The following is a 17,831-nucleotide window of genomic DNA, read 5'->3' on the forward strand; positions in this document are numbered from 1 at the left end:
CGTATCCAACGATCAAACGAGCCATGGACAGCGGACCGTTCCGGGCCAATCATTAACGTCAGTGGCATCTGCGAGTGTCGTGAAGCGATGAACATTCTCTACGATGAACGGGTTGACGGCGCCTTGCCGGACGTCGACAAAACCACGCTGCTGCTGGCCTTGCACACGCAGTGGCCGGAACTGGAAGTCCTGCACCAGAAGGAAGAGCTCAAGCCGTACGAATGCGACGGTCTGTCCGCTTACCGCACCACGCCGATGCTGGTGGTGCTGCCACGGGACATTGCCCAGGTGCAGGGCGTGCTGCGTATCTGTCACGAAATGCGCGTGCCGGTGGTCGCCCGGGGTGCCGGCACCGGCTTGTCCGGCGGTGCATTGCCGCTGGAAAAAGGCGTGTTGCTGGTGATGGCGCGCTTCAACAACATCCTTCACATCGATCCCGCGGCCCGCACCGCGCGAGTCCAGCCGGGCGTGCGTAACCTGGCGATTTCCCAGGCCGCCGCGCCGTTCGGCCTGTATTACGCGCCGGACCCTTCATCGCAGATCGCCTGTTCCATCGGCGGCAACGTCGCGGAAAACGCCGGTGGCGTGCATTGCCTGAAGTACGGCCTGACCGTGCACAACGTATTGAAGGTCGACATTCTCACCGTGGAGGGCGAGCACTTGAGCCTGGGCTCCAATGCCCTGGACTCACCTGGGTTCGACCTGCTCGCGTTGTTCACCGGTTCCGAAGGCATGCTCGGGGTGATCACCGAAGTCACGGTCAAGCTCTTGCCCAAACCGCAGACCGCCAAAGTGCTGCTGGCGGCATTCGACTCCGTGGAAAAGGCCGGACGCGCCGTCGGCGACATCATTGCCGCCGGAATCATCCCCGGAGGCCTTGAAATGATGGACAACCTGGCCATCCGCGCCGCCGAAGATTTCATCCATGCCGGTTATCCGGTCGACGCCGAAGCCATTCTGCTCTGCGAACTTGACGGCGTTGAAGCCGATGTCGCGGATGACTGCGACCGGGTGCGCGAGGTGCTGCTACGGGCGGGCGCGACCGAGTTGCGCCAGGCCAGGGATGAAGCCGAGCGCGTGCGGTTCTGGGCCGGACGCAAAAATGCCTTCCCGGCCGTTGGCCGCCTCTCGCCGGACTATTACTGCATGGACGGCACCATCCCCCGCCGCGAGCTGCCCGGCGTGCTGCACGCCATCGCCGAACTGTCGAACGAGTACGGCCTGCGTGTGGCCAACGTGTTCCATGCCGGCGACGGCAACATGCACCCCTTGATTCTGTTCGATGCCAATCAACCGGGCGAACTGGAACGCGCCGAAAACCTGGGCGGCAAGATTCTGGAGTTGTGCGTAAAGGTCGGTGGCAGCATCACCGGTGAGCACGGCGTGGGACGCGAGAAAATCAATCAAATGTGCGCGCAGTTCAACAGCGACGAGCTGACGGTGTTCCATGCGGTCAAAGCCGCCTTCGATCCGGGCGGTTTGCTCAACCCCGGCAAGAACATCCCGACCCTGCACCGCTGCGCCGAGTTTGGCGCATTGCACGTGCACGGCGGTCAGTTGCCCTTCCCTGAGCTGGAGCGTTTCTGATGCGCAGCACTGAGGATTTCGATGACAGCGCCCTGCTGCTGGAACAGGTCAATCTGGCCCTGGAAAACGCCACGCCCCTGCGCATCCAGGGCTCCAACAGCAAGGGCTTTCTCGGGCGCACCACGGCCGGCGAGATCCTCGATACCCGTTCGCACCGGGGCATCGTCAGCTACGACCCGACCGAACTGGTGATCACCGCCCGCTGCGGCACGCTGTTGTCGGAACTGGCTGAGGTGCTGGACGCCGCGCAACAGATGCTGCCCTGTGAACCGCCGTCCTTCGGCGAGAGCGCCACCCTCGGCGGCATGATCGCCTGCGGACTGTCGGGGCCTCGGCGCCCGTGGTCAGGTTCGGTACGCGACTTCGTCCTTGGCACCCGGGTCATCACCGGTCAGGGCAAGTTGTTACGATTCGGCGGCGAAGTCATGAAAAACGTCGCCGGCTACGACCTGTCACGCTTGATGGCCGGCAGTTTCGGCTGCCTCGGAGTGATCACCGAGGTCTCTTTGAAGGTACTGCCCAAACCTCGGCAGACCTTGAGCATCAGCCTCGACATGGACAGCGAACTCGCGCTGCGCCGTTTGGCGCAATGGGGTCAGCAACCGTTGCCGATCAGCGCGGCGTGCCATGATGGCAAACGCTTGCACCTGCGCTTTGAAGGCGGCGAAGGTTCGGTGGCGGCGGCCCATGACCGCCTGGGCGGTGAGCGTCTGGACGGCATGTTTTGGGACGATCTCAACGAACATCGCTTGAGCTTCTTCGATGAGGACCAGCCGCTTTGGCGTTTGTCCGTGCCGCACAACTCACCGCGCCTGTCGCTGCCCGGTCGCCAGTTGATCGACTGGGGCGGCGCGCAGCGCTGGTTGAAATCCGACGCCGAAGTGACGTTCATTCGCAAGGTCGTCGAAGAGGTTGGCGGCCATGTCACCGGCTTCAGCCATGGTCTGACCGATTCTCCCTTCCAGCCGTTGCCCGCGGCACTGATGCGCTACCACCGCAGCCTGAAACAACAACTCGACCCCCAGGGCATTTTCAATCCCGGACGCTTGTACGCGGAGCTTTGAACCATGCAGACGACATTGAGCGAACGCGCCCGCCACCTGCCCCGTGCCGCAGAAGCCGAAAGCATCCTGCGCACCTGCGTGCACTGCGGGTTCTGCAATGCCACGTGCCCGACCTATCAGTTGCTCGGCGATGAACTGGACGGGCCGCGTGGGCGGATCTACCTGATCAAGCAGGTGCTGGAAGGCAACGAAGTTACGCAAAAGACTCAACTACACCTTGATCGCTGCCTATCGTGCCGCAACTGCGAAACCACCTGCCCGTCGGGCGTGGATTACCACAACCTGCTGGATATCGGCCGGGCCGTGGTCGATGCGGCGGTGCCGCGACCGCTCGGTCAGCGCCTGTTGCGCGAGGGCTTGCGCCAGACCGTTCCTCATCCGGAGTTGTTCAAGGGGCTGGTCAACAGCGGGCAGGTATTCCGGGCGCTGCTTCCCGATGCCCTGCAAAGCAAATTGCCGCGTCATGCGACGCCCGCCAAGCCGCGCCCGCAGACCCATCGCGACCGCCAGGTGTTGATGCTCGAAGGTTGCGTGCAGCCCAGCCTGTCGCCCAACACCAACGCCGCAGCGGCGCGTGTCCTGGATCGATTGGGGATCAGCGTCATCGGTAGCCGCGAGGCCGGATGCTGCGGCGCCGTGGACTATCACCTCGATGCGCAGGCCTCAGGCCTGGACCGTGCCCGGCGCAACATCGACGCCTGGTGGCCGGGCATTGAAAACGGCGCCGAGGCGATTGTGCAAACTGCCAGCGGTTGCGGCGCCTTTATCAAGGATTACGGACATCTTCTCGCCAGCGATCCGATCTATGCGGACAAGGCCAGAAAGGTCAGCGCGCTGGCCCGGGACCTGGTGGAAGTGCTGCGTGATGAACCACTGGAAAACCTCGGCATCCACGCGTCTCAACGCCTGGCGTTCCACTGCCCTTGCACCTTGCAACACGCGCAGAAACTCGGTGGTGCCGTGGAGGCGTTGTTGATCCGGTTGGGCTTCAACCTGACCAGCGTTCCCGACGGCCACCTCTGCTGCGGTTCGGCGGGCACCTATTCGCTGACCCAGCCGGCGTTGTCCCGGCAACTGCGCGACAACAAGCTCAATGCGCTGGAAAGTGGCTACCCCGAGGTCATTGCCACGGCCAATATCGGCTGTCAGTCACACTTGGACGGCGCTGGCCGAACCCCGGTTCGGCATTGGATCGAACTGGTCGAAGCCGCCTTGCCCTAACCGAACCCTGGAGATATCCATGAACCGTAAAGCTGTCCTCAGCCAGACCGAAGTCAGCCAGATCCTCGCTGCCGCCCGGACACAAGCGCAAAACAATCAATGGGCGGTGACCATCGTGGTGGTCGATGACGGCGGACACCCGCTCGCCCTCGAACGCCTCGACGGCTGCGCGCCCGGCAGCGCCTACATCGCCACCGAAAAGGCCCGCACGGCGGCCTTGGGACGACGCGAATCCAAAAGCTACGAGGACATGGTCAACGGTGGGCGCTACGCGTTCCTGTCAGCGCCGCTGCTGACTTCGCTGGAGGGCGGCGTGCCGATTGTTTTCGAAGGCCAGGTGATTGGCGCGGTCGGCGTGTCCGGCGTCAAGGCCGAGCAGGATGCGCAGGTGGCGAAGGCCGGTGCGCAGTGCGTGAAATAATGGATTCGCAACCGACCCTGTAGGAGCGAGCTTGCTCGCGATAGCGGTGTGTCAGACACATGAATATTGAATGTGACACCGTCATCGCGCGCAAGCTCGCTCCTACAGGGATTGTGCTCAACCCGCCCGAAAGGTACGCCAAACATGACCCGTCTCACCGCCAAAGACTTCGCCCCCGAATTGCTGGAGCTGTACGACTACTACGCCCATGGCAAGATCAATCGCCGGGAGTTTCTTGATCGTGCGGCACTGTTCACCCTCGGTGGATTGACCGCCAGTGCCCTGCTGGCGTCGTTGAGCCCCAACTACGCACTGGCCGAGCAAGTCGAGTTCACCGACCCGGACATCATTGCCGAGTACGTCACCTACCCTTCGCCCAAGGGCCATGGCGAGGTTCGGGCTTATCTGGTACGCCCGGCCAAGGCCCCCGGCAAAGTGCCGGCGGTGGTGGTGGTGCATGAAAACCGCGGGCTCAACCCGTACATCGAAGACGTCGCCAGGCGCGTGGCCAAGGCAGGCTTCATCGCCCTCGCCCCGGACGGCCTGAGTTCCGTCGGCGGCTATCCTGGCAACGATGACAAGGGTCGTGAGCTTCAGGCGACGGTCGACCCGGAAAAACTCATGAACGACTTCTTCGCCGCCGTCGAGTGGATGATGAAACACCCGGCCGCCACCGGAAAAGTCGGCATCACGGGATTCTGCTACGGCGGAGGTGTGACCAACGCAGCCGCGGTTGCCTACCCGGAACTGGGTGCCGCCGTTTCGTTCTATGGCCGCCAGCCGACGGCCGAAGAGGTGCCGCGGATCAAGGCACCGGTGATGCTGCATTACGGCGAACTGGACACGCGCATCAACGAAGGCTGGCCGGCCTATGAGAAGGCGTTGAAGGCCGGGGGCAAGACGTATGAAGCGTTTATTTACCCTGGCTGCAATCATGGCTTCCACAACGATTCCACGCCGCGTTATGACGAGGCGGCGGCGAAACTGGCGTGGGAGCGCACGCTGGGGTGGTTTAAAAAGTACCTGGTTTGAATCGAAGTTCGAGGCCGACAGGACCGGCCGGCCTCATCGCCAGCAAGCCGGCTCCTACAGTGGATTTGTGGCGTTCACAAAACCTGTAGGAGCCGGCTTGCTGGCGATGGCGGTTACATTGCCGAAAACTATTTTGGCTGAGGTACAGTCCGCAAATAGGGCTTCAGGGTCTTGAACCCGTCCGGGTACTTCTTCTTCGCATCCTCGTCAGACACCGAAGTCGGAATGATCACATCCTCACCTGGACGCCAGTTCACCGGCGTCGCCACGGTATGTTTGGCATTCAGTTGCAGGGAGTCGAGCAACCGCAGCACCTCATCGAAATTGCGCCCGGCACTCATGGGGTAGATCAGCATCGCCTTGACCTTCTTGTCCGGACCGACAATGAACACCGAGCGCACCGTGGCGTTGTCCACCGCCGTGCGCGAACCGCCGCTGGCGTTGGGGTGGATCATGTCGTAGAGCTTGGCGACCACCAGGTTTTCGTCACCGATCAGCGGATAGTTGACCGCCGTGCCCTGGGTCTCGGCGATATCACCTACCCAGCGGTTATGGTCGCTGACCGGGTCGATGCTCAGCCCGATAACCTTGGTGTTGCGCTTGTCGAACTCCGGTTTGAGCTTGGCCAGGTATCCCAGCTCAGTCGTACAAACCGGGGTGAAATCCTTGGGATGGGAAAACAGAATCGCCCAGCCGTCGCCGATCCATTGGTGGAAGTTGATGCTGCCTTCGGTGGTGTCGGCGGTGAAGTCCGGGGCTTCGTCGCCAATACGAATTGCCATGTTCGATCTCCTTGCAGTGATGGACAGGGACGCCACCGACAGCGCATTTGCGGTGCCGCGACGTGGACGCGAAACAGTATAGGAGAGCTTTCGCGGCCTGTTGCCGACTAGCTCACCAACGCAATCAGCTGCTGGCGCTGGGCATCGGTGAGCATCGGGCCGAAACCGGCACCGGCGTTTTCCGCCATGTAGCGTGGGTTACCGGTACCGGGAATGACACAGGTCACCGCCGAATGGGACAGCAGGAATTTGAGCGCCAGTTGCGGCCAGCTCTTGACCCCGACTTGTGCGGCCCAGCCGGGCAGCGGTTTACCCTGGAGCCGGCCAATCAAGCCACCGCCACCGAACGGTCGGTTACAGATCACCGCCACGCCCCGGTCACGGCACAGCGGCAGGATGCGTTTTTCAACGCCGCGGTCGTCCAGCGCATAGTTGATCTGCAAGAAGTCCAGCGGCTCGGCCTTGAGCACTGCTTCCACTTCTTCATAGGCCGACGCGGTGTAATGGGTGATGCCGATATAACGGATGCGCCCCTGTTCCTTCCAGTGACGCAAGATCGGCAAATGGGTTTGCCAGTCCAGCAGGTTATGGATCTGCATCAGGTCGATGCGGTCGGTCTGCAACAGGCTGAAGGATTGCTCCATCTGCGCGATGCCTTCCTCGCGGCCACGGGTCCACACCTTGGTCGCCAAAAAAGCCGGCGAGCGTGGCTCATGGATCGACAGCAGCTCACCGGTGGTCTGTTCGGCGCGGCCGTACATGGGCGAGCTGTCGATCACCTTGCCGCCCTTCTCGAACAACGCATCAAGCACCGCGGGCAGGTTTTTGTAGGCGGGATCCGACGGGGCCACATCAAAGCCGCGATAGGTGCCCAGCCCGACGATCGGCAATGACTCGTTACTGGAAGGAATGACGCGGGTCTGCATGGTCTTGCCTCCTGTTCCCGTCGGCGGCGCCGATTGTGCGCCGACCGGACCGAACGTGAAGACCGCCGAAGCGCCGGCAGCCAGCGTAAGAAATTTTCTACGGGTGTAACCCTCAGAATGGCTCATAAAATGTCCTTCACCAGTCGATCAGGTTTGAACTTGTTGCGCCTGTCGCCGCGCCAGCCACAGACATAACCAGCCCCACGCCCCGGCGAACGGCACAATAAACAGTGCCACCGAGGCAAAACCTGCGCCCATCGCCGTCAAACCTGCCGACAACCAACCGCTGGCCGCATCGCCACCGCGATACACCAGGGTTTCGATCACGTTCTTGGCCTTGTATTTCTCCTCGCGGCTGACCACCGTCCACAACACCTCCCGCGCCGGGCGCACAATCGCGAACTCCACCGCCCGCCGCAGTCCTTGTGCCAGCGCGACCGTGGCCGGCACCGGCGCAAGTGCCATGGCGGCAAACGCCACGACCGTCGCCAGCGGCAAGGCCACCAGTGCCCCGCCCATCCCGACCGCACGGATCAGCGGCGCCGTGAGCAGCAGCTGAAAAATCAAGGTCAGGGCCGACACCGTCAGGTCGACCAGCGCAAAGAATTGCGTCCTGCTTGCCACATCAGCGTAGCTGCCAGCGACGATTCTTCCCTGTTCGAAATACAACAAGGTTGCGGCACTGGTATGCAAGAGCATGAACAACACCAGCCCCAACAGGTAAGGCGAGCGCACGATCAGCGTGATCCCGGCGAGCATGCTGCCGCCCATGCGCCGATCGTCGACCCATCGGCCTTGCGCATGCGCCTGTGTTTGCCTGAGCAGTCGGCGATAGCAATGCACGGCGATTTCCAGCAACAGCGCCGCAGTGAACGTCAGGGCAATCGGCCCCAGACGGGTCGCCATGGTCGCGGCCAACATTGGCCCGATAAACGTGCCGAGGGTGCCTCCCGCCGCAATAAACCCAAACAGGCGCCGACCTTGCTCACTGGAAAAACGATCGACCAACACGCTCCAGAAAATCGACACGATGAACAGGTTGTAGATACTGATCCAGACGAAAAACACCCGCCCGACCGCCACGGGCGCGATGTGATTGGCGATCAACAGCCCAAACACCAGCATCGACAGCGCAATCACGCGATAGATCAGCGGTACGAACCGCGTGGCCGGCAGCCGCGAGGCCAGCGCGCCGAACACCGGAACCATCAGCAGCATCACCACGAACGTGGCGGTGAACAGCCATTGCAGTTTGTCGGCGCCTCCTTCCAGACCCAAGGCATCGCGCAAGGGTCGCACCAGGTAATAGCTGGCGAGCACACAGAAATGGAAGGCGAACCCCAGGGCCAGCGCCGCTCTTTCTGACGGCAACACGTTGAGCCACTTCAGACCGATGGGCATCGATGCCCTCCTTTACCGCCAGCTACACTCCGACTGCACCCCGGAGCCGTCAATGCCGCCCACTAACGTTAGCCGAATGTCCCGAACCCTGGTGTTACTCGTCGTCGTCCTCGCAGCGCTGTACCTGGTGCTCTGCCTGGCCCTGTTTGTCTTTCAGCGCTCGCTGATCTACTACCCGCAACCCCGTGCCTCAGACTCATCCGTACCCCTGCTGACGCTGTCCGTCGACGACGCGCAGGTGCTTGTGTCGGTGCGTGAGCATCAGGGTCCTCAAGCGCTGGTTTATTTCGGCGGCAATGCCGAGGATGTCGCACGCAGCCTGCCGGAATTCGCCGAAGCCTTCCCCGACCTTGCCTTGTATTTCATGCATTACCGGGGCTTCGGCGGCAGCAGCGGCTCACCCTCCGAAGAAGCCATCGCCCGGGATGCCATGGCCTTGTTCGACAAGGTTTACGCCGACCATCGGCAGATTACCGTGGTCGGTCGCAGTTTGGGTTCGGGGGTCGCGGTACGCCTGGCCAGCGCCCGGCCGGCGACGAAGCTGGTGCTGATCACGCCGTACAACAGCCTGGAAGAACTCGCTGCCCGCCAGTTCCGCTGGTTTGCGGTGCAGTGGCTATTGAAGGACAAATTCGAGTCCTGGCGCTACGCCGCGCATATCACAGTGCCGACAAAGCTGATCGCCGCCGAGCACGACGAGGTGATTCCCGGCACCAGTACCCAGCGGCTCTACCGCCATTTCCCCCCGGGTGTGGCGTCATTGCAGGTGATTGCGGGGACCGGGCACAACTCGATCAGCGACAGCCCCGAGTACTTCAAGGCATTGGCGGATGGCTTGTGAATCTGCAGGCGCAACATGCCATCAGCCTGGCGAGCCGCCCAACTGCACCTGGATCTTTTCCACCACGGCCTGCATCGCCGGCAAATAGCGGCGAGCCGCTTCCTCGATAGACATCGCCTTGGCGATGTAGACCAGATTCAGGCAACCCATCAGACGGGCTTCGTGGCTGATCGGGATGGCAATCGAGGCGATCTTGCGCTCCTGCCCCCAATGGGCGTTGTTTTCGCCGTAGCCCCTGGCCAGGGTGTGCTCCACCAGTCGCTCGACAAAACGGCGGTCCGCCGCCAGCGCCGATTGTTCGTCCTCGCGACTGATCATCAACTCGATCAGTTCTTCACGCTCGGCGGGCGGGCAAAACGCAAAATACGCCCGTCCGGTGGCGGTCATCAGCAACGGCAAGCGCCGGCCAACCATGGAGCGGTGGAACGACAGGCGACTGAAGCGATGGGTGGTCTCGCGAATCACCATGGCGTCGCCGTCCAGGGTACACAGATCAGTGGGCCAGACGACTTCCTGCAACAGCTCCCCGAGCAGCGGTGCGGCGACGGAAGAAATCCATTGCTCGTCGCGAAACCCTTCGCTGAGTTCGCGCACTTTCAGGGTCAGGCGATAGCTGTCGTCCGACTCGCTGCGCCGCACGTAACCCTCTGTCTGCAAGGTCTCGAGCAAACGCCGGACCGTGGTGCGATGCAGCCCGGTCTGCTCGGCCAGCTGCGCGGTACTGGCCCCGCCGTCGAAGCGATTGAGGCCGTTGATCAGCGCCAGGCCACGCATCAGACCACGCACGGCCTTGTATTCTGTCTCGCTCATTGATCGCTCCGTTTGTGTTGTAAATCAACGATGTGCACTAAGTGCACACTAGCAAGGGTTGTCGTTGTCGACCAGCCCGGTGATTTCCATACTGCGCCCAACAAGAAATCCAAAAGCGCTGTACGGAGATACCCATGAGTCCTGCACCCACTCCTGCCACGGTGGAACTGACCACCGACGTCGCCATTGTCGGCGCCGGCCCTGTCGGCCTGATGATCGCCAACTACCTCGGTCAGTGCGGCGTGAAAGTTACCCTGGTGGAAAAACTCGACAGCCTGATCGACTACCCTCGCGCCATCGGCCTGGACGACGAAAGCCTGCGCACGTTCCAGGCCGTCGAACTCGCTGACGCGGTGTTGCCACACACCACCCCCTGGCATGCCATGCGTTTCCTGACGCCGAAAGGTCGGTGCTTTGCCGACATCCAGCCAAAGACCGACGAGTTCGGTTGGCCGCGGCGCAACGCCTTCATCCAGCCCCTGGCCGACCGCGTGCTGTTCGAAGGCCTGCAGCGCTTCGACAAGGTCAAGGTGCTCTTCAACCGCGAGCTGGACAGTTTTGAACAAAGCGACAGCGCGGTGGTGCTCAACCTCAAGGATCAGCACGGCCGTGGCGAACGCCTGCACGCCCGCTACCTGATTGGTTGCGACGGCGGCAACAGTCTGGTGCGACGCAGTCTGGACATCAGCTTCGAAGGCAAGACCGCGCCAAACCAGTGGATCGTGGTCGACATTGCCAACGACCCGTTGAGCACGCCACATGTCTACCTGTGCTGCGACCCGGTGCGGCCTTATGTCTCCGCCGCCCTGCCCCATGGCGTGCGCCGCTTCGAATTCATGGTGATGCCCGGCGAAACCGAAGCCGAGCTGAGCAAGCCGCAAAACATGCGCAAACTACTGGGCAAGGTGCTGCCGGACCCGGAGCGCATCGAGCTGATCCGCAGCCGCGTCTATACCCACAACGCTCGCCTGGCCGGCCGCTTCCGTCAGGGCCGGGTGCTGTTGGCCGGCGATGCCGCGCACATCATGCCGGTCTGGCAAGGCCAGGGTTATAACAGCGGCATGCGCGACGCTTCCAACCTCGCGTGGAAACTGTCGCTGGTGATCAAGGGCCTGGCCGCCGACAGCCTGCTCGACACCTATGAACAGGAACGTCGCGACCACGCCAAGGCGATGATCGACCTGTCCGTGCTCGCCGGCCATGTGCTGGCGCCACCCAAGCGCTGGCAGGGCACCCTGCGCGACGGCGTGTCGTGGTTGCTCAACTATGTGCCGCCGGTCAAACGCTACTTCCTGGAAATGCGCTTCAAGCCGATGCCGCAATACACACAGGGCGCCTTGATTGCACCGGATCAAAAGTCGTCGCCTGTGGGCAAAATGTTCATTCAACCGCAGGTCCTGACCGAGACTGGCGAACGTGTACTGCTCGATGAAGTGATCGGCAGCAATTTCGCCATCATCGCCTGGGGTTGCGATCCGATCTGGGGCATGAGCCGCGCGCAAGTCGAACAATGGAGCGCACTGGGTACGCGCTTTATTCAGGTATTGCCGGACGTTCAACTCAGGGCTGCCAGTGATGTCAGTCCCGGTGTGATTCGCGTCGGTGACAGCACCGGGCGCCTGCGTGAATGGTTCGCCCATGGATCGTCATCCATAGCGCTGGTACGCCCTGACCGTTTCCTCGCAGGGCTTGCGATCCCGCAAACCGTCGGCCAGGCCTGCGATCAATTGGCCCTGGCGCTCAAGGCTTTGCCACAACCGGCCACGGCGACCGTCGCCAGCAAGGTGGCATGAGATGAGCGCCTACGTTCACTGCCTGTCCCACACGCCACTGGTGGGCTACGTCGACCCGACGCCAGAGGTGCTGGCCGACGTCGATCGGATGACCGCCGCCGCCCGTGAGCGCATTGCCCGCTTCGACCCGGAGCTGATCGTGCTGTTCGGTCCGGACCATTACAACGGCTTTTTCTACGACGTGATGCCGGCGTTCTGCATCGGCATGGCCGCCGAGGCGATCGGTGATTTCGGCACCGCCGCCGGTCCCCTGGCGGTGCCAAAAGCGCTGGCCGAGGCCTGTGCCCAGGCCGTCCTCGATGCCGGTGTCGATACGGCGGTGTCCTACCGCATGCAGGTCGACCACGCCTTCGCCCAGCCACTGGAGATTTTGCTCGATGGCCTGCAAGGCTGCCCGGTGATCCCGGTGTTCATCAATTCGGTTGCTGTTCCGTTGCCCGGTTTCAAGCGCGCCCGCCTGCTCGGTGAAGCCATCGGTCACTGGGCGAAAACCCTGAACAAACGCGTGCTGTTCCTTGCCTCCGGTGGCCTGTCCCACCAACCCCCGGTACCGGAACTGGCCAAGGTCGACGCACGCATGGCCGACCGGATGATGGGCAGCGGTCGGCAACTGCCGGTCGATGAACGCCTGGCCCGCCAGAACCGGGTCATCCAGGCGGCCCGGGACTTTGTCGAAGACCAAAACAGCCTGCACCCGCTGAATCCGACGTGGGACCAGGGTTTTCTCGACACCCTCGAACAGGGACGCCTGAGCGACCTCGATGCCTTGGGCAATGACGCGCTGTCGGCACTGGCCGGCAAGTCCACCCATGAAGTGAAAACCTGGGTCGCCGCCTTCGCCGCGCTGTCGGCGTTCGGCCCTTACCAGAGCGAAGGCCGCTACTACCGGCCGATCCCCGAATGGATCGCAGGTTTTGCCGCCCTCGGTGCACGCCCGCTGAACAACCACCACTGAATTCAAGGAACCGCCATGACTGCCATTGCATTCACCGAAGCGTCCACCAGCCGCTTTGCCCGTATCAAGGAAGGCGACCTGGACCTGCAACTGCATTACAACGACATTGGCCAGGGCACTGAAACCGTGGTCATGCTCCACGGTTCCGGACCCGGCGCCAGCGGCTGGGCCAACTTCAACTGTAACCTCGAGCCATTGGTGAATGCCGGTTATCGCGTGGTCCTGATGGACTGCCCGGGGTGGAGCAAGAGCGACCCTGTGGTCTGCGACGGTTCGCGTTCGGACCTTAACGCCCGTGCGCTCAAAGGATTGCTCGACGTGCTGGACCTGGACCGTGTGCACATCATCGGTAACTCCATGGGCGCCCACAGCACCGTGGCCTTTGCCCTCGCCTACCCGCAACGCATCGGCAAACTGCTGTTGATGGGCGGCGGCACCGGCGGCCCCAGCGCTTTCGTCCCGCAGCCAACCGAAGGCATCAAGCTGATCGGTACGCTGTACCGCGAGCCGACCATCGACAACCTGAAGAAGATGATGAACGTCTTCGTCTTCGATGCCAGCAGCCTCACCGAGCAAATGTTCCAGACTCGCCTGGACAACATTCTGTCGCGCCGCGATCACCTGGAAAACTTCGTCACCAGCAGCACGCTGAACCCCAAACAATTCCCGGACTTCAGCCATCGCCTGCAAGAAATCAAGGCCCGCACCCTGATCGTCTGGGGTCGCGAAGACCGCTTCGTGCCCATGGACACCGGCCTGCGCCTGCTGGCCGGCCTGCCTGATGCGCAACTGCACGTGTTCAACCGTTGCGGCCATTGGGCTCAGTGGGAACACGCCGAGACCTTCAACCGATTGGTCCTGGACTTCCTGACCCATTGATGACCGAGGCCACTATGACCCTGACTCAAGAAACCTTGACGCGGCTCGCCGCCGACCTGCGCCAGGCGCAAGCCGACAACGCCGCCATCGCGCCGCTGCGCGAGCAGATCGGTGAAGACAACGCCGAAGCCGCCTACACCATCCAGCGCCTCAATATTGCCCATGCCCTGGCCAACGGCGGTCGCGTGATCGGTCGCAAGATCGGCCTGACCCATCCCAAGGTCCAGCAGCAGTTGGGCGTCGATCAGCCAGACTTCGGCACCCTGCTCGCTGACATGCGCTATGACCACAACGAAAGCGTGCCGTTGAACCGAGTCATGCAACCGAAGATCGAGGCCGAAATCGCCTTGATTCTGGAACATGACTTGCCGAACGCCGATACCACGTTCGAAGACGTGCTGGCCGCCACGGCCTGGGTTGTTCCGGCGCTGGAAATTGTCGGCAGCCGGATTCAGGGCTGGAACATTCGCTTCGTCGATACCGTGGCGGACAACGCTTCCAGCGGCGGCTTCGTGCTCGGTGACACGGCACGGCGAATCGACGGCCTCGATTTGAGCGAACTGGGCATGCGCATGACCCGCAATGGCGAAGAGGTCTCCAGCGGCAGCGGCGCCGAATGCCTTGGTCATCCGCTCAACGCGGCCGTATGGCTGGCCTGCACCATGGCGCGTTTGGGCGATCCACTGCGCGCTGGCGACATCATTCTTACCGGTGCGCTCGGGCCCATGGTGCCGGTGGCAGGCGGTGACCGATTCGAGGCCGAAATCGACGGCATCGGACACGTGGCAGTTCAGTTCAGCGCCGAGTGATCGGCGACTTGCGTGCACAAGAGGCAACAACAATGAAAAAACTCAAAGTCGCCATCATCGGTTCCGGCAACATCGGCACCGACCTGATGATCAAGATCCTGCGTAACGCCAAGCACCTGGAAATGGCGGTGATGGTCGGCATCGACCCGGCTTCCGACGGCCTGGCCCGCGCTCAGCGCATGGGCGTGGCGGTGACCCACGAAGGCGTCGAAGGCCTGAGCCGCATGGACGTCTTCCAGGACATCGATTTCGTCTTCGACGCCACCTCGGCCGGCGCCCACGTGAAGAACGACGCGTTCCTGCGCGCGATCAAACCGGGCATTCGCCTGATCGACCTGACCCCGGCGGCCATCGGCCCGTACTGCGTGCCGGTGGTGAACCTGGAGCAGAACCTGGGCCAGCTCAACGTCAACATGGTCACCTGCGGTGGCCAGGCCACCATTCCGATGGTCGCGGCGGTGTCGCGCGTAGCCAAGGTGCACTACGCCGAAATCGTCGCTTCGATCGCCAGTAAATCCGCCGGCCCCGGCACCCGTGCCAACATCGACGAATTCACCGAGACCACCTCCAGGGCCATCGAAGTCATCGGCGCCGCCGCCAAGGGCAAGGCGATCATCGTGATGAACCCGGCCGAGCCACCGTTGATGATGCGCGACACGGTGTTTGTGCTGTCCGAGGCGGCGGATCAGGCGCTGGTCGAAGCGTCTATCGTCGAGATGGCTGCGGCGGTGCAGGCCTACGTGCCGGGCTATCGCCTCAAGCAACACGTGCAGTTCGACGTGATCCCCGCAGATGCGCCGCTGACCATTGCGGGCCTGGGAGCATTCTCCGGGCTGAAGACCTCGGTGTTCCTCGAAGTCGAAGGCGCCGCCCACTACCTGCCAGCCTACGCCGGCAACCTCGACATCATGACCTCCGCTGCCTTGGCCACCGCCGAGCGCATGGCGCAGTCGATGCAACAGGCCTGAGGAGATCAACATGAACGGTAAAAAGATCTACATCTGCGACGTGACCCTGCGCGATGGCAGCCACGCGGTGCGTCATCAGTACTCGATACAGAATGTGCAGGACATCGCCCGTGCCCTGGACAAGGCCAAGGTCGACAGTATCGAAGTCGCCCACGGTGACGGCCTGCAAGGCTCGAGCTTCAACTACGGCTTCTCCGCGCACACCGATCTGGAATGCATCGAAGCGGCGGCCGATGTCATCACACACGCCAAAATTACTACCTTGTTGTTGCCCGGCATCGGCACCGTGCATGACCTCAAGGCGGCCTACAACGCCGGTGCCCGGGTGGTGCGCATCGCCACCCATTGCACCGAAGCCGACGTGTCGAAACAGCACATCGAATACGCCCGCGAGCTGGGCATGGACACCGTCGGATTCCTGATGATGAGCCACATGATCCCGGCCGAACAGCTGGCCGCCCAGGCCAAGCTGATGGAAAGCTACGGCGCCACCTGCGTGTACATGGCCGACTCGGGCGGGGCGATGAACATGCAGGACATCCGTGATCGTTTCCGCGCATTCAAGGCCGTGCTCAAGCCGCAAACCGAGACCGGTATGCATGCGCACCACAACCTGTCGCTGGGCGTGGCCAACTCGATCACCGCGGTCGAGGAAGGCTGCGACCGCATCGACGCCAGCCTCGCGGGCATGGGGGCCGGCGCCGGTAACGCGCCGCTGGAAGTGTTCATCGCCGCCGCCGAACGTCTGGGCTGGAACCACGGCACCGACCTGTACACGCTGATGGACGCGGCGGATGACATCGTGCGTCCGTTGCAAGACCGCCCGGTGCGAGTCGACCGCGAAACCCTGGCGCTCGGCTACGCCGGCGTCTACTCCAGCTTCCTGCGCCACGCCGAAATCGCTGCAGCGAAATATGGCCTGAAAACCCTCGACATCCTCGTCGAACTGGGCAAACGGCGCATGGTCGGTGGCCAGGAAGACATGATCGTCGATGTCGCGCTGGACCTGCTCAAACGCTGACCGAGCATCACCCCCCGACTGACCGCCCACGCAGCGTGTCGGTCGGGCTCGCTTTGCCTATTACAACAATAAAACGGGAATTTCCCATGACATCGCTGAACGTGGCAACACCTCTGCACATGGCGCGGACCATCGGTCTGTGCTTTCTCGTCGCCCTGATGGAAGGGCTGGATCTGCAAGCTTCGGGCATCGCCGCCCAAGGCATGGCAGCGGCTTTCCAACTGGATAAATTACACATGGGCTGGGTCTTCAGCGCCGGAATCTTCGGCCTGCTGCCCGGTGCATTCTTCGGCGGCCTCCTGGCTGACCGGATCGGTCGCAAACGCGTACTGATGGCCTCGGTGGCGCTGTTCGGCCTGTTCTCGTTGCTGACGGCAATCGCCTGGGACTTCAACAGCTTGCTGGTTGCCCGCTGCCTGACGGGCGTAGGCCTTGGCGCCGCCCTGCCCAATCTGATCGCCTTGACCAGCGAAGTGGCCGGCCCTCGCCTGCGCGGCACTGCGGTGAGCCTGATGTACTGCGGGGTGCCATTAGGCGCCGCGCTGGCAGCCACGATTGGCATCGCCGACCTGGCCGGCGGCTGGCAAGTGGTGTTCTACGTGGGAGGCGTCGTTCCCTTGTTGATCGTGCCGCTGCTGGGGCGGTACTTGCCCGAGTCGGCTCAGTTTCTTCGCAACGACCAAACCGCTGCCCCGGTCGGTCTGGTCCGAGGCCTGTTTCGCGAAGGTGCAGCGCTGCCGACCTCGATGATCTGGGTCAGCTACTTCTTCACTCTGATGGTGGTGTACATCCTGATCAACTGGTTGCCGAGCCTGTTGGTCGGCCAGGGTTTCAGCGGCCGCCAGGCCAGTTGGGTCATGCTGGCGCTGCAATTTGGCGCAGCGACCGGCACCTTGCTGCTCGGCTGGGTAATGGACCGGCTGCCGGCCTGGGCACTGTCCGCGCTGATTTACCTGGGTATCCTCGGCGCGCTGACAGCGCTTGGCCTGTCCAGCCAGTGGGAGAGCATGCTCGCAGCCGGTTTCGTTGCCGGTTTCTTCGCCACTGGTGGGCAATGCGTGCTGTATGCCCTGGCGCCGCATTTCTATCAACCCTCCGTGCGCGCCACGGGCGTTGGCAGCGCGGTGGCCATCGGCCGATTGGGCGCCATGAGCGGTCCGTTGGTGGCCGGCAAAATGCTTGCGTTGGGCACAGGCACCACCGGCGTGATGATGGCCTCGGCCCCCGGGATCGTCATCGCCGCGCTGGCAATGTTTTACCTCTCGGTACGACGCAACGACAGCCAGGCCGACTGACGCAGCATCCGCAACACCCCGCGCAA

At 62.7% G+C, this 17,831-nt stretch carries 17 protein-coding genes; 13 read left to right on the plus strand and 4 right to left on the minus strand.

The features are described from left to right. Positions 1–87: 87 nt before the first annotated feature. The 5 genes from glcD to yghX all read left to right on the plus strand — a co-directional run bounded on the left by glcD (position 88) and on the right by yghX (position 5,325). Complete coding sequence (gene glcD, locus AD668_RS18565; protein ID WP_053161071.1) at positions 88–1,587, plus strand: glycolate oxidase subunit GlcD; 1,500 nt, start codon at positions 88–90, stop codon at positions 1,585–1,587. Then, positions 1,587–2,651: a glycolate oxidase subunit GlcE gene (glcE, locus tag AD668_RS18570; protein WP_053161072.1), complete on the plus strand. Its 1,065-nt coding sequence runs from the start codon at positions 1,587–1,589 to the stop codon at positions 2,649–2,651. The genes glcD and glcE overlap by 1 nt, the downstream gene beginning before the upstream one ends. A 3-nt stretch (positions 2,652–2,654) precedes the next feature. Continuing rightward, complete coding sequence (gene glcF / locus AD668_RS18575) at positions 2,655–3,872, plus strand: glycolate oxidase subunit GlcF (protein ID WP_053161073.1); 1,218 nt, start codon at positions 2,655–2,657, stop codon at positions 3,870–3,872. Between the two features lie 19 nt (positions 3,873–3,891). Continuing rightward, complete coding sequence (locus AD668_RS18580; protein ID WP_053161074.1) at positions 3,892–4,293, plus strand: heme-binding protein; 402 nt, start codon at positions 3,892–3,894, stop codon at positions 4,291–4,293. A 144-nt stretch (positions 4,294–4,437) separates the two neighbouring features. Then, the gene (gene yghX / locus AD668_RS18585) at positions 4,438–5,325 is read left to right on the plus strand and encodes a YghX family hydrolase (protein ID WP_053161075.1); all 888 of its coding nucleotides are present in this window, start codon (positions 4,438–4,440) and stop codon (positions 5,323–5,325) included. A gap of 128 nt (positions 5,326–5,453) precedes the next feature. On the opposite strand, the gene AD668_RS18590 is transcribed toward yghX, so the two are convergent. The 3 genes from AD668_RS18590 to AD668_RS18600 all read right to left on the minus strand — a co-directional run bounded on the left by AD668_RS18590 (position 5,454) and on the right by AD668_RS18600 (position 8,434). Beyond that, entirely contained in the window at positions 5,454–6,107 is a 654-nt protein-coding gene (locus AD668_RS18590; protein ID WP_053161076.1) for a peroxiredoxin, read from the minus strand. Positions 6,108–6,214: 107 nt separating this feature from the next. Then, positions 6,215–7,159 carry an aldo/keto reductase gene (locus tag AD668_RS18595; protein WP_172681837.1) on the minus strand — a complete coding sequence of 315 codons (945 nt, stop codon included), beginning with the start codon at positions 7,157–7,159 and terminating at the stop codon, positions 6,215–6,217. Between the two features lie 21 nt (positions 7,160–7,180). Further along, complete coding sequence (locus AD668_RS18600) at positions 7,181–8,434, minus strand: NTP/NDP exchange transporter (RefSeq protein ID WP_053161078.1); 1,254 nt, start codon at positions 8,432–8,434, stop codon at positions 7,181–7,183. 52 nt (positions 8,435–8,486) lie between these two features. Between AD668_RS18600 and AD668_RS18605 the strand changes: the two genes are divergently transcribed. Continuing rightward, entirely contained in the window at positions 8,487–9,275 is a 789-nt protein-coding gene (locus AD668_RS18605) for an alpha/beta hydrolase (RefSeq protein ID WP_053161079.1), read from the plus strand. 21 nt (positions 9,276–9,296) lie between these two features. Here AD668_RS18605 and AD668_RS18610 read toward each other — a convergent pair whose 3' ends face one another. Further along, positions 9,297–10,085 (minus strand): DNA-binding transcriptional regulator, encoded by a 789-nt coding sequence (locus AD668_RS18610; protein ID WP_053161080.1) that lies wholly within the window; start codon positions 10,083–10,085, stop codon positions 9,297–9,299. A 134-nt stretch (positions 10,086–10,219) separates the two neighbouring features. Here AD668_RS18610 and AD668_RS18615 point away from each other — a divergent pair, with 134 nt between their 5' ends. The 7 genes from AD668_RS18615 to mhpT all read left to right on the plus strand — a co-directional run bounded on the left by AD668_RS18615 (position 10,220) and on the right by mhpT (position 17,805). Then, positions 10,220–11,878, plus strand: a complete 1,659-nt coding sequence (locus AD668_RS18615) for a bifunctional 3-(3-hydroxy-phenyl)propionate/3-hydroxycinnamic acid hydroxylase (protein ID WP_053161082.1) — start codon at positions 10,220–10,222, stop codon at positions 11,876–11,878. 1 nt (position 11,879) lies between these two features. Then, a complete protein-coding gene (mhpB, locus tag AD668_RS18620; protein ID WP_053161084.1) occupies positions 11,880–12,833 on the plus strand; it encodes a 3-carboxyethylcatechol 2,3-dioxygenase in 954 nt (317 codons plus the stop codon). A 15-nt stretch (positions 12,834–12,848) separates the two neighbouring features. Then, entirely contained in the window at positions 12,849–13,712 is an 864-nt protein-coding gene (locus AD668_RS18625; protein WP_053161086.1) for an alpha/beta fold hydrolase, read from the plus strand. A gap of 14 nt (positions 13,713–13,726) precedes the next feature. After that, positions 13,727–14,521, plus strand: coding sequence for a 2-keto-4-pentenoate hydratase (mhpD, locus tag AD668_RS18630; RefSeq protein WP_053161366.1), 795 nt, complete (start codon positions 13,727–13,729; stop codon positions 14,519–14,521). Positions 14,522–14,553: 32 nt separating this feature from the next. Continuing rightward, complete coding sequence (locus AD668_RS18635) at positions 14,554–15,489, plus strand: acetaldehyde dehydrogenase (acetylating) (protein WP_053161088.1); 936 nt, start codon at positions 14,554–14,556, stop codon at positions 15,487–15,489. 10 nt (positions 15,490–15,499) lie between these two features. Then, on the plus strand, positions 15,500–16,510 hold the full coding sequence (dmpG, locus tag AD668_RS18640) for a 4-hydroxy-2-oxovalerate aldolase (protein ID WP_053161090.1): 1,011 nt from the start codon (positions 15,500–15,502) through the stop codon (positions 16,508–16,510). An 86-nt stretch (positions 16,511–16,596) separates the two neighbouring features. Next, positions 16,597–17,805, plus strand: a complete 1,209-nt coding sequence (gene mhpT / locus AD668_RS18645) for a 3-(3-hydroxy-phenyl)propionate transporter MhpT (protein ID WP_053161091.1) — start codon at positions 16,597–16,599, stop codon at positions 17,803–17,805. The last annotated feature ends 26 nt before the right edge of the window (positions 17,806–17,831 follow it).

Source organism: Pseudomonas sp. P1.8, from assembly GCF_001269805.1.
Taxonomy (GTDB): domain Bacteria; phylum Pseudomonadota; class Gammaproteobacteria; order Pseudomonadales; family Pseudomonadaceae; genus Aquipseudomonas.

Coding starts and splice junctions, on each gene's coding strand:
- glcD (WP_053161071.1), top strand. CDS start 88: ATGAACATTCTCTACGATGAACGGGTTGACGGCGCCTTGCCGGACGTC.
- glcE (WP_053161072.1), top strand. CDS start 1,587: ATGCGCAGCACTGAGGATTTCGATGACAGCGCCCTGCTGCTGGAACAG.
- glcF (WP_053161073.1), top strand. CDS start 2,655: ATGCAGACGACATTGAGCGAACGCGCCCGCCACCTGCCCCGTGCCGCA.
- AD668_RS18580 (WP_053161074.1), top strand. CDS start 3,892: ATGAACCGTAAAGCTGTCCTCAGCCAGACCGAAGTCAGCCAGATCCTC.
- yghX (WP_053161075.1), top strand. CDS start 4,438: ATGACCCGTCTCACCGCCAAAGACTTCGCCCCCGAATTGCTGGAGCTG.
- AD668_RS18590 (WP_053161076.1), bottom strand. CDS start 6,107: ATGGCAATTCGTATTGGCGACGAAGCCCCGGACTTCACCGCCGACACC.
- AD668_RS18595 (WP_172681837.1), bottom strand. CDS start 7,159: ATGAGCCATTCTGAGGGTTACACCCGTAGAAAATTTCTTACGCTGGCT.
- AD668_RS18600 (WP_053161078.1), bottom strand. CDS start 8,434: ATGCCCATCGGTCTGAAGTGGCTCAACGTGTTGCCGTCAGAAAGAGCG.
- AD668_RS18605 (WP_053161079.1), top strand. CDS start 8,487: ATGCCGCCCACTAACGTTAGCCGAATGTCCCGAACCCTGGTGTTACTC.
- AD668_RS18610 (WP_053161080.1), bottom strand. CDS start 10,085: ATGAGCGAGACAGAATACAAGGCCGTGCGTGGTCTGATGCGTGGCCTG.
- AD668_RS18615 (WP_053161082.1), top strand. CDS start 10,220: ATGAGTCCTGCACCCACTCCTGCCACGGTGGAACTGACCACCGACGTC.
- mhpB (WP_053161084.1), top strand. CDS start 11,880: ATGAGCGCCTACGTTCACTGCCTGTCCCACACGCCACTGGTGGGCTAC.
- AD668_RS18625 (WP_053161086.1), top strand. CDS start 12,849: ATGACTGCCATTGCATTCACCGAAGCGTCCACCAGCCGCTTTGCCCGT.
- mhpD (WP_053161366.1), top strand. CDS start 13,727: ATGACCCTGACTCAAGAAACCTTGACGCGGCTCGCCGCCGACCTGCGC.
- AD668_RS18635 (WP_053161088.1), top strand. CDS start 14,554: ATGAAAAAACTCAAAGTCGCCATCATCGGTTCCGGCAACATCGGCACC.
- dmpG (WP_053161090.1), top strand. CDS start 15,500: ATGAACGGTAAAAAGATCTACATCTGCGACGTGACCCTGCGCGATGGC.
- mhpT (WP_053161091.1), top strand. CDS start 16,597: ATGACATCGCTGAACGTGGCAACACCTCTGCACATGGCGCGGACCATC.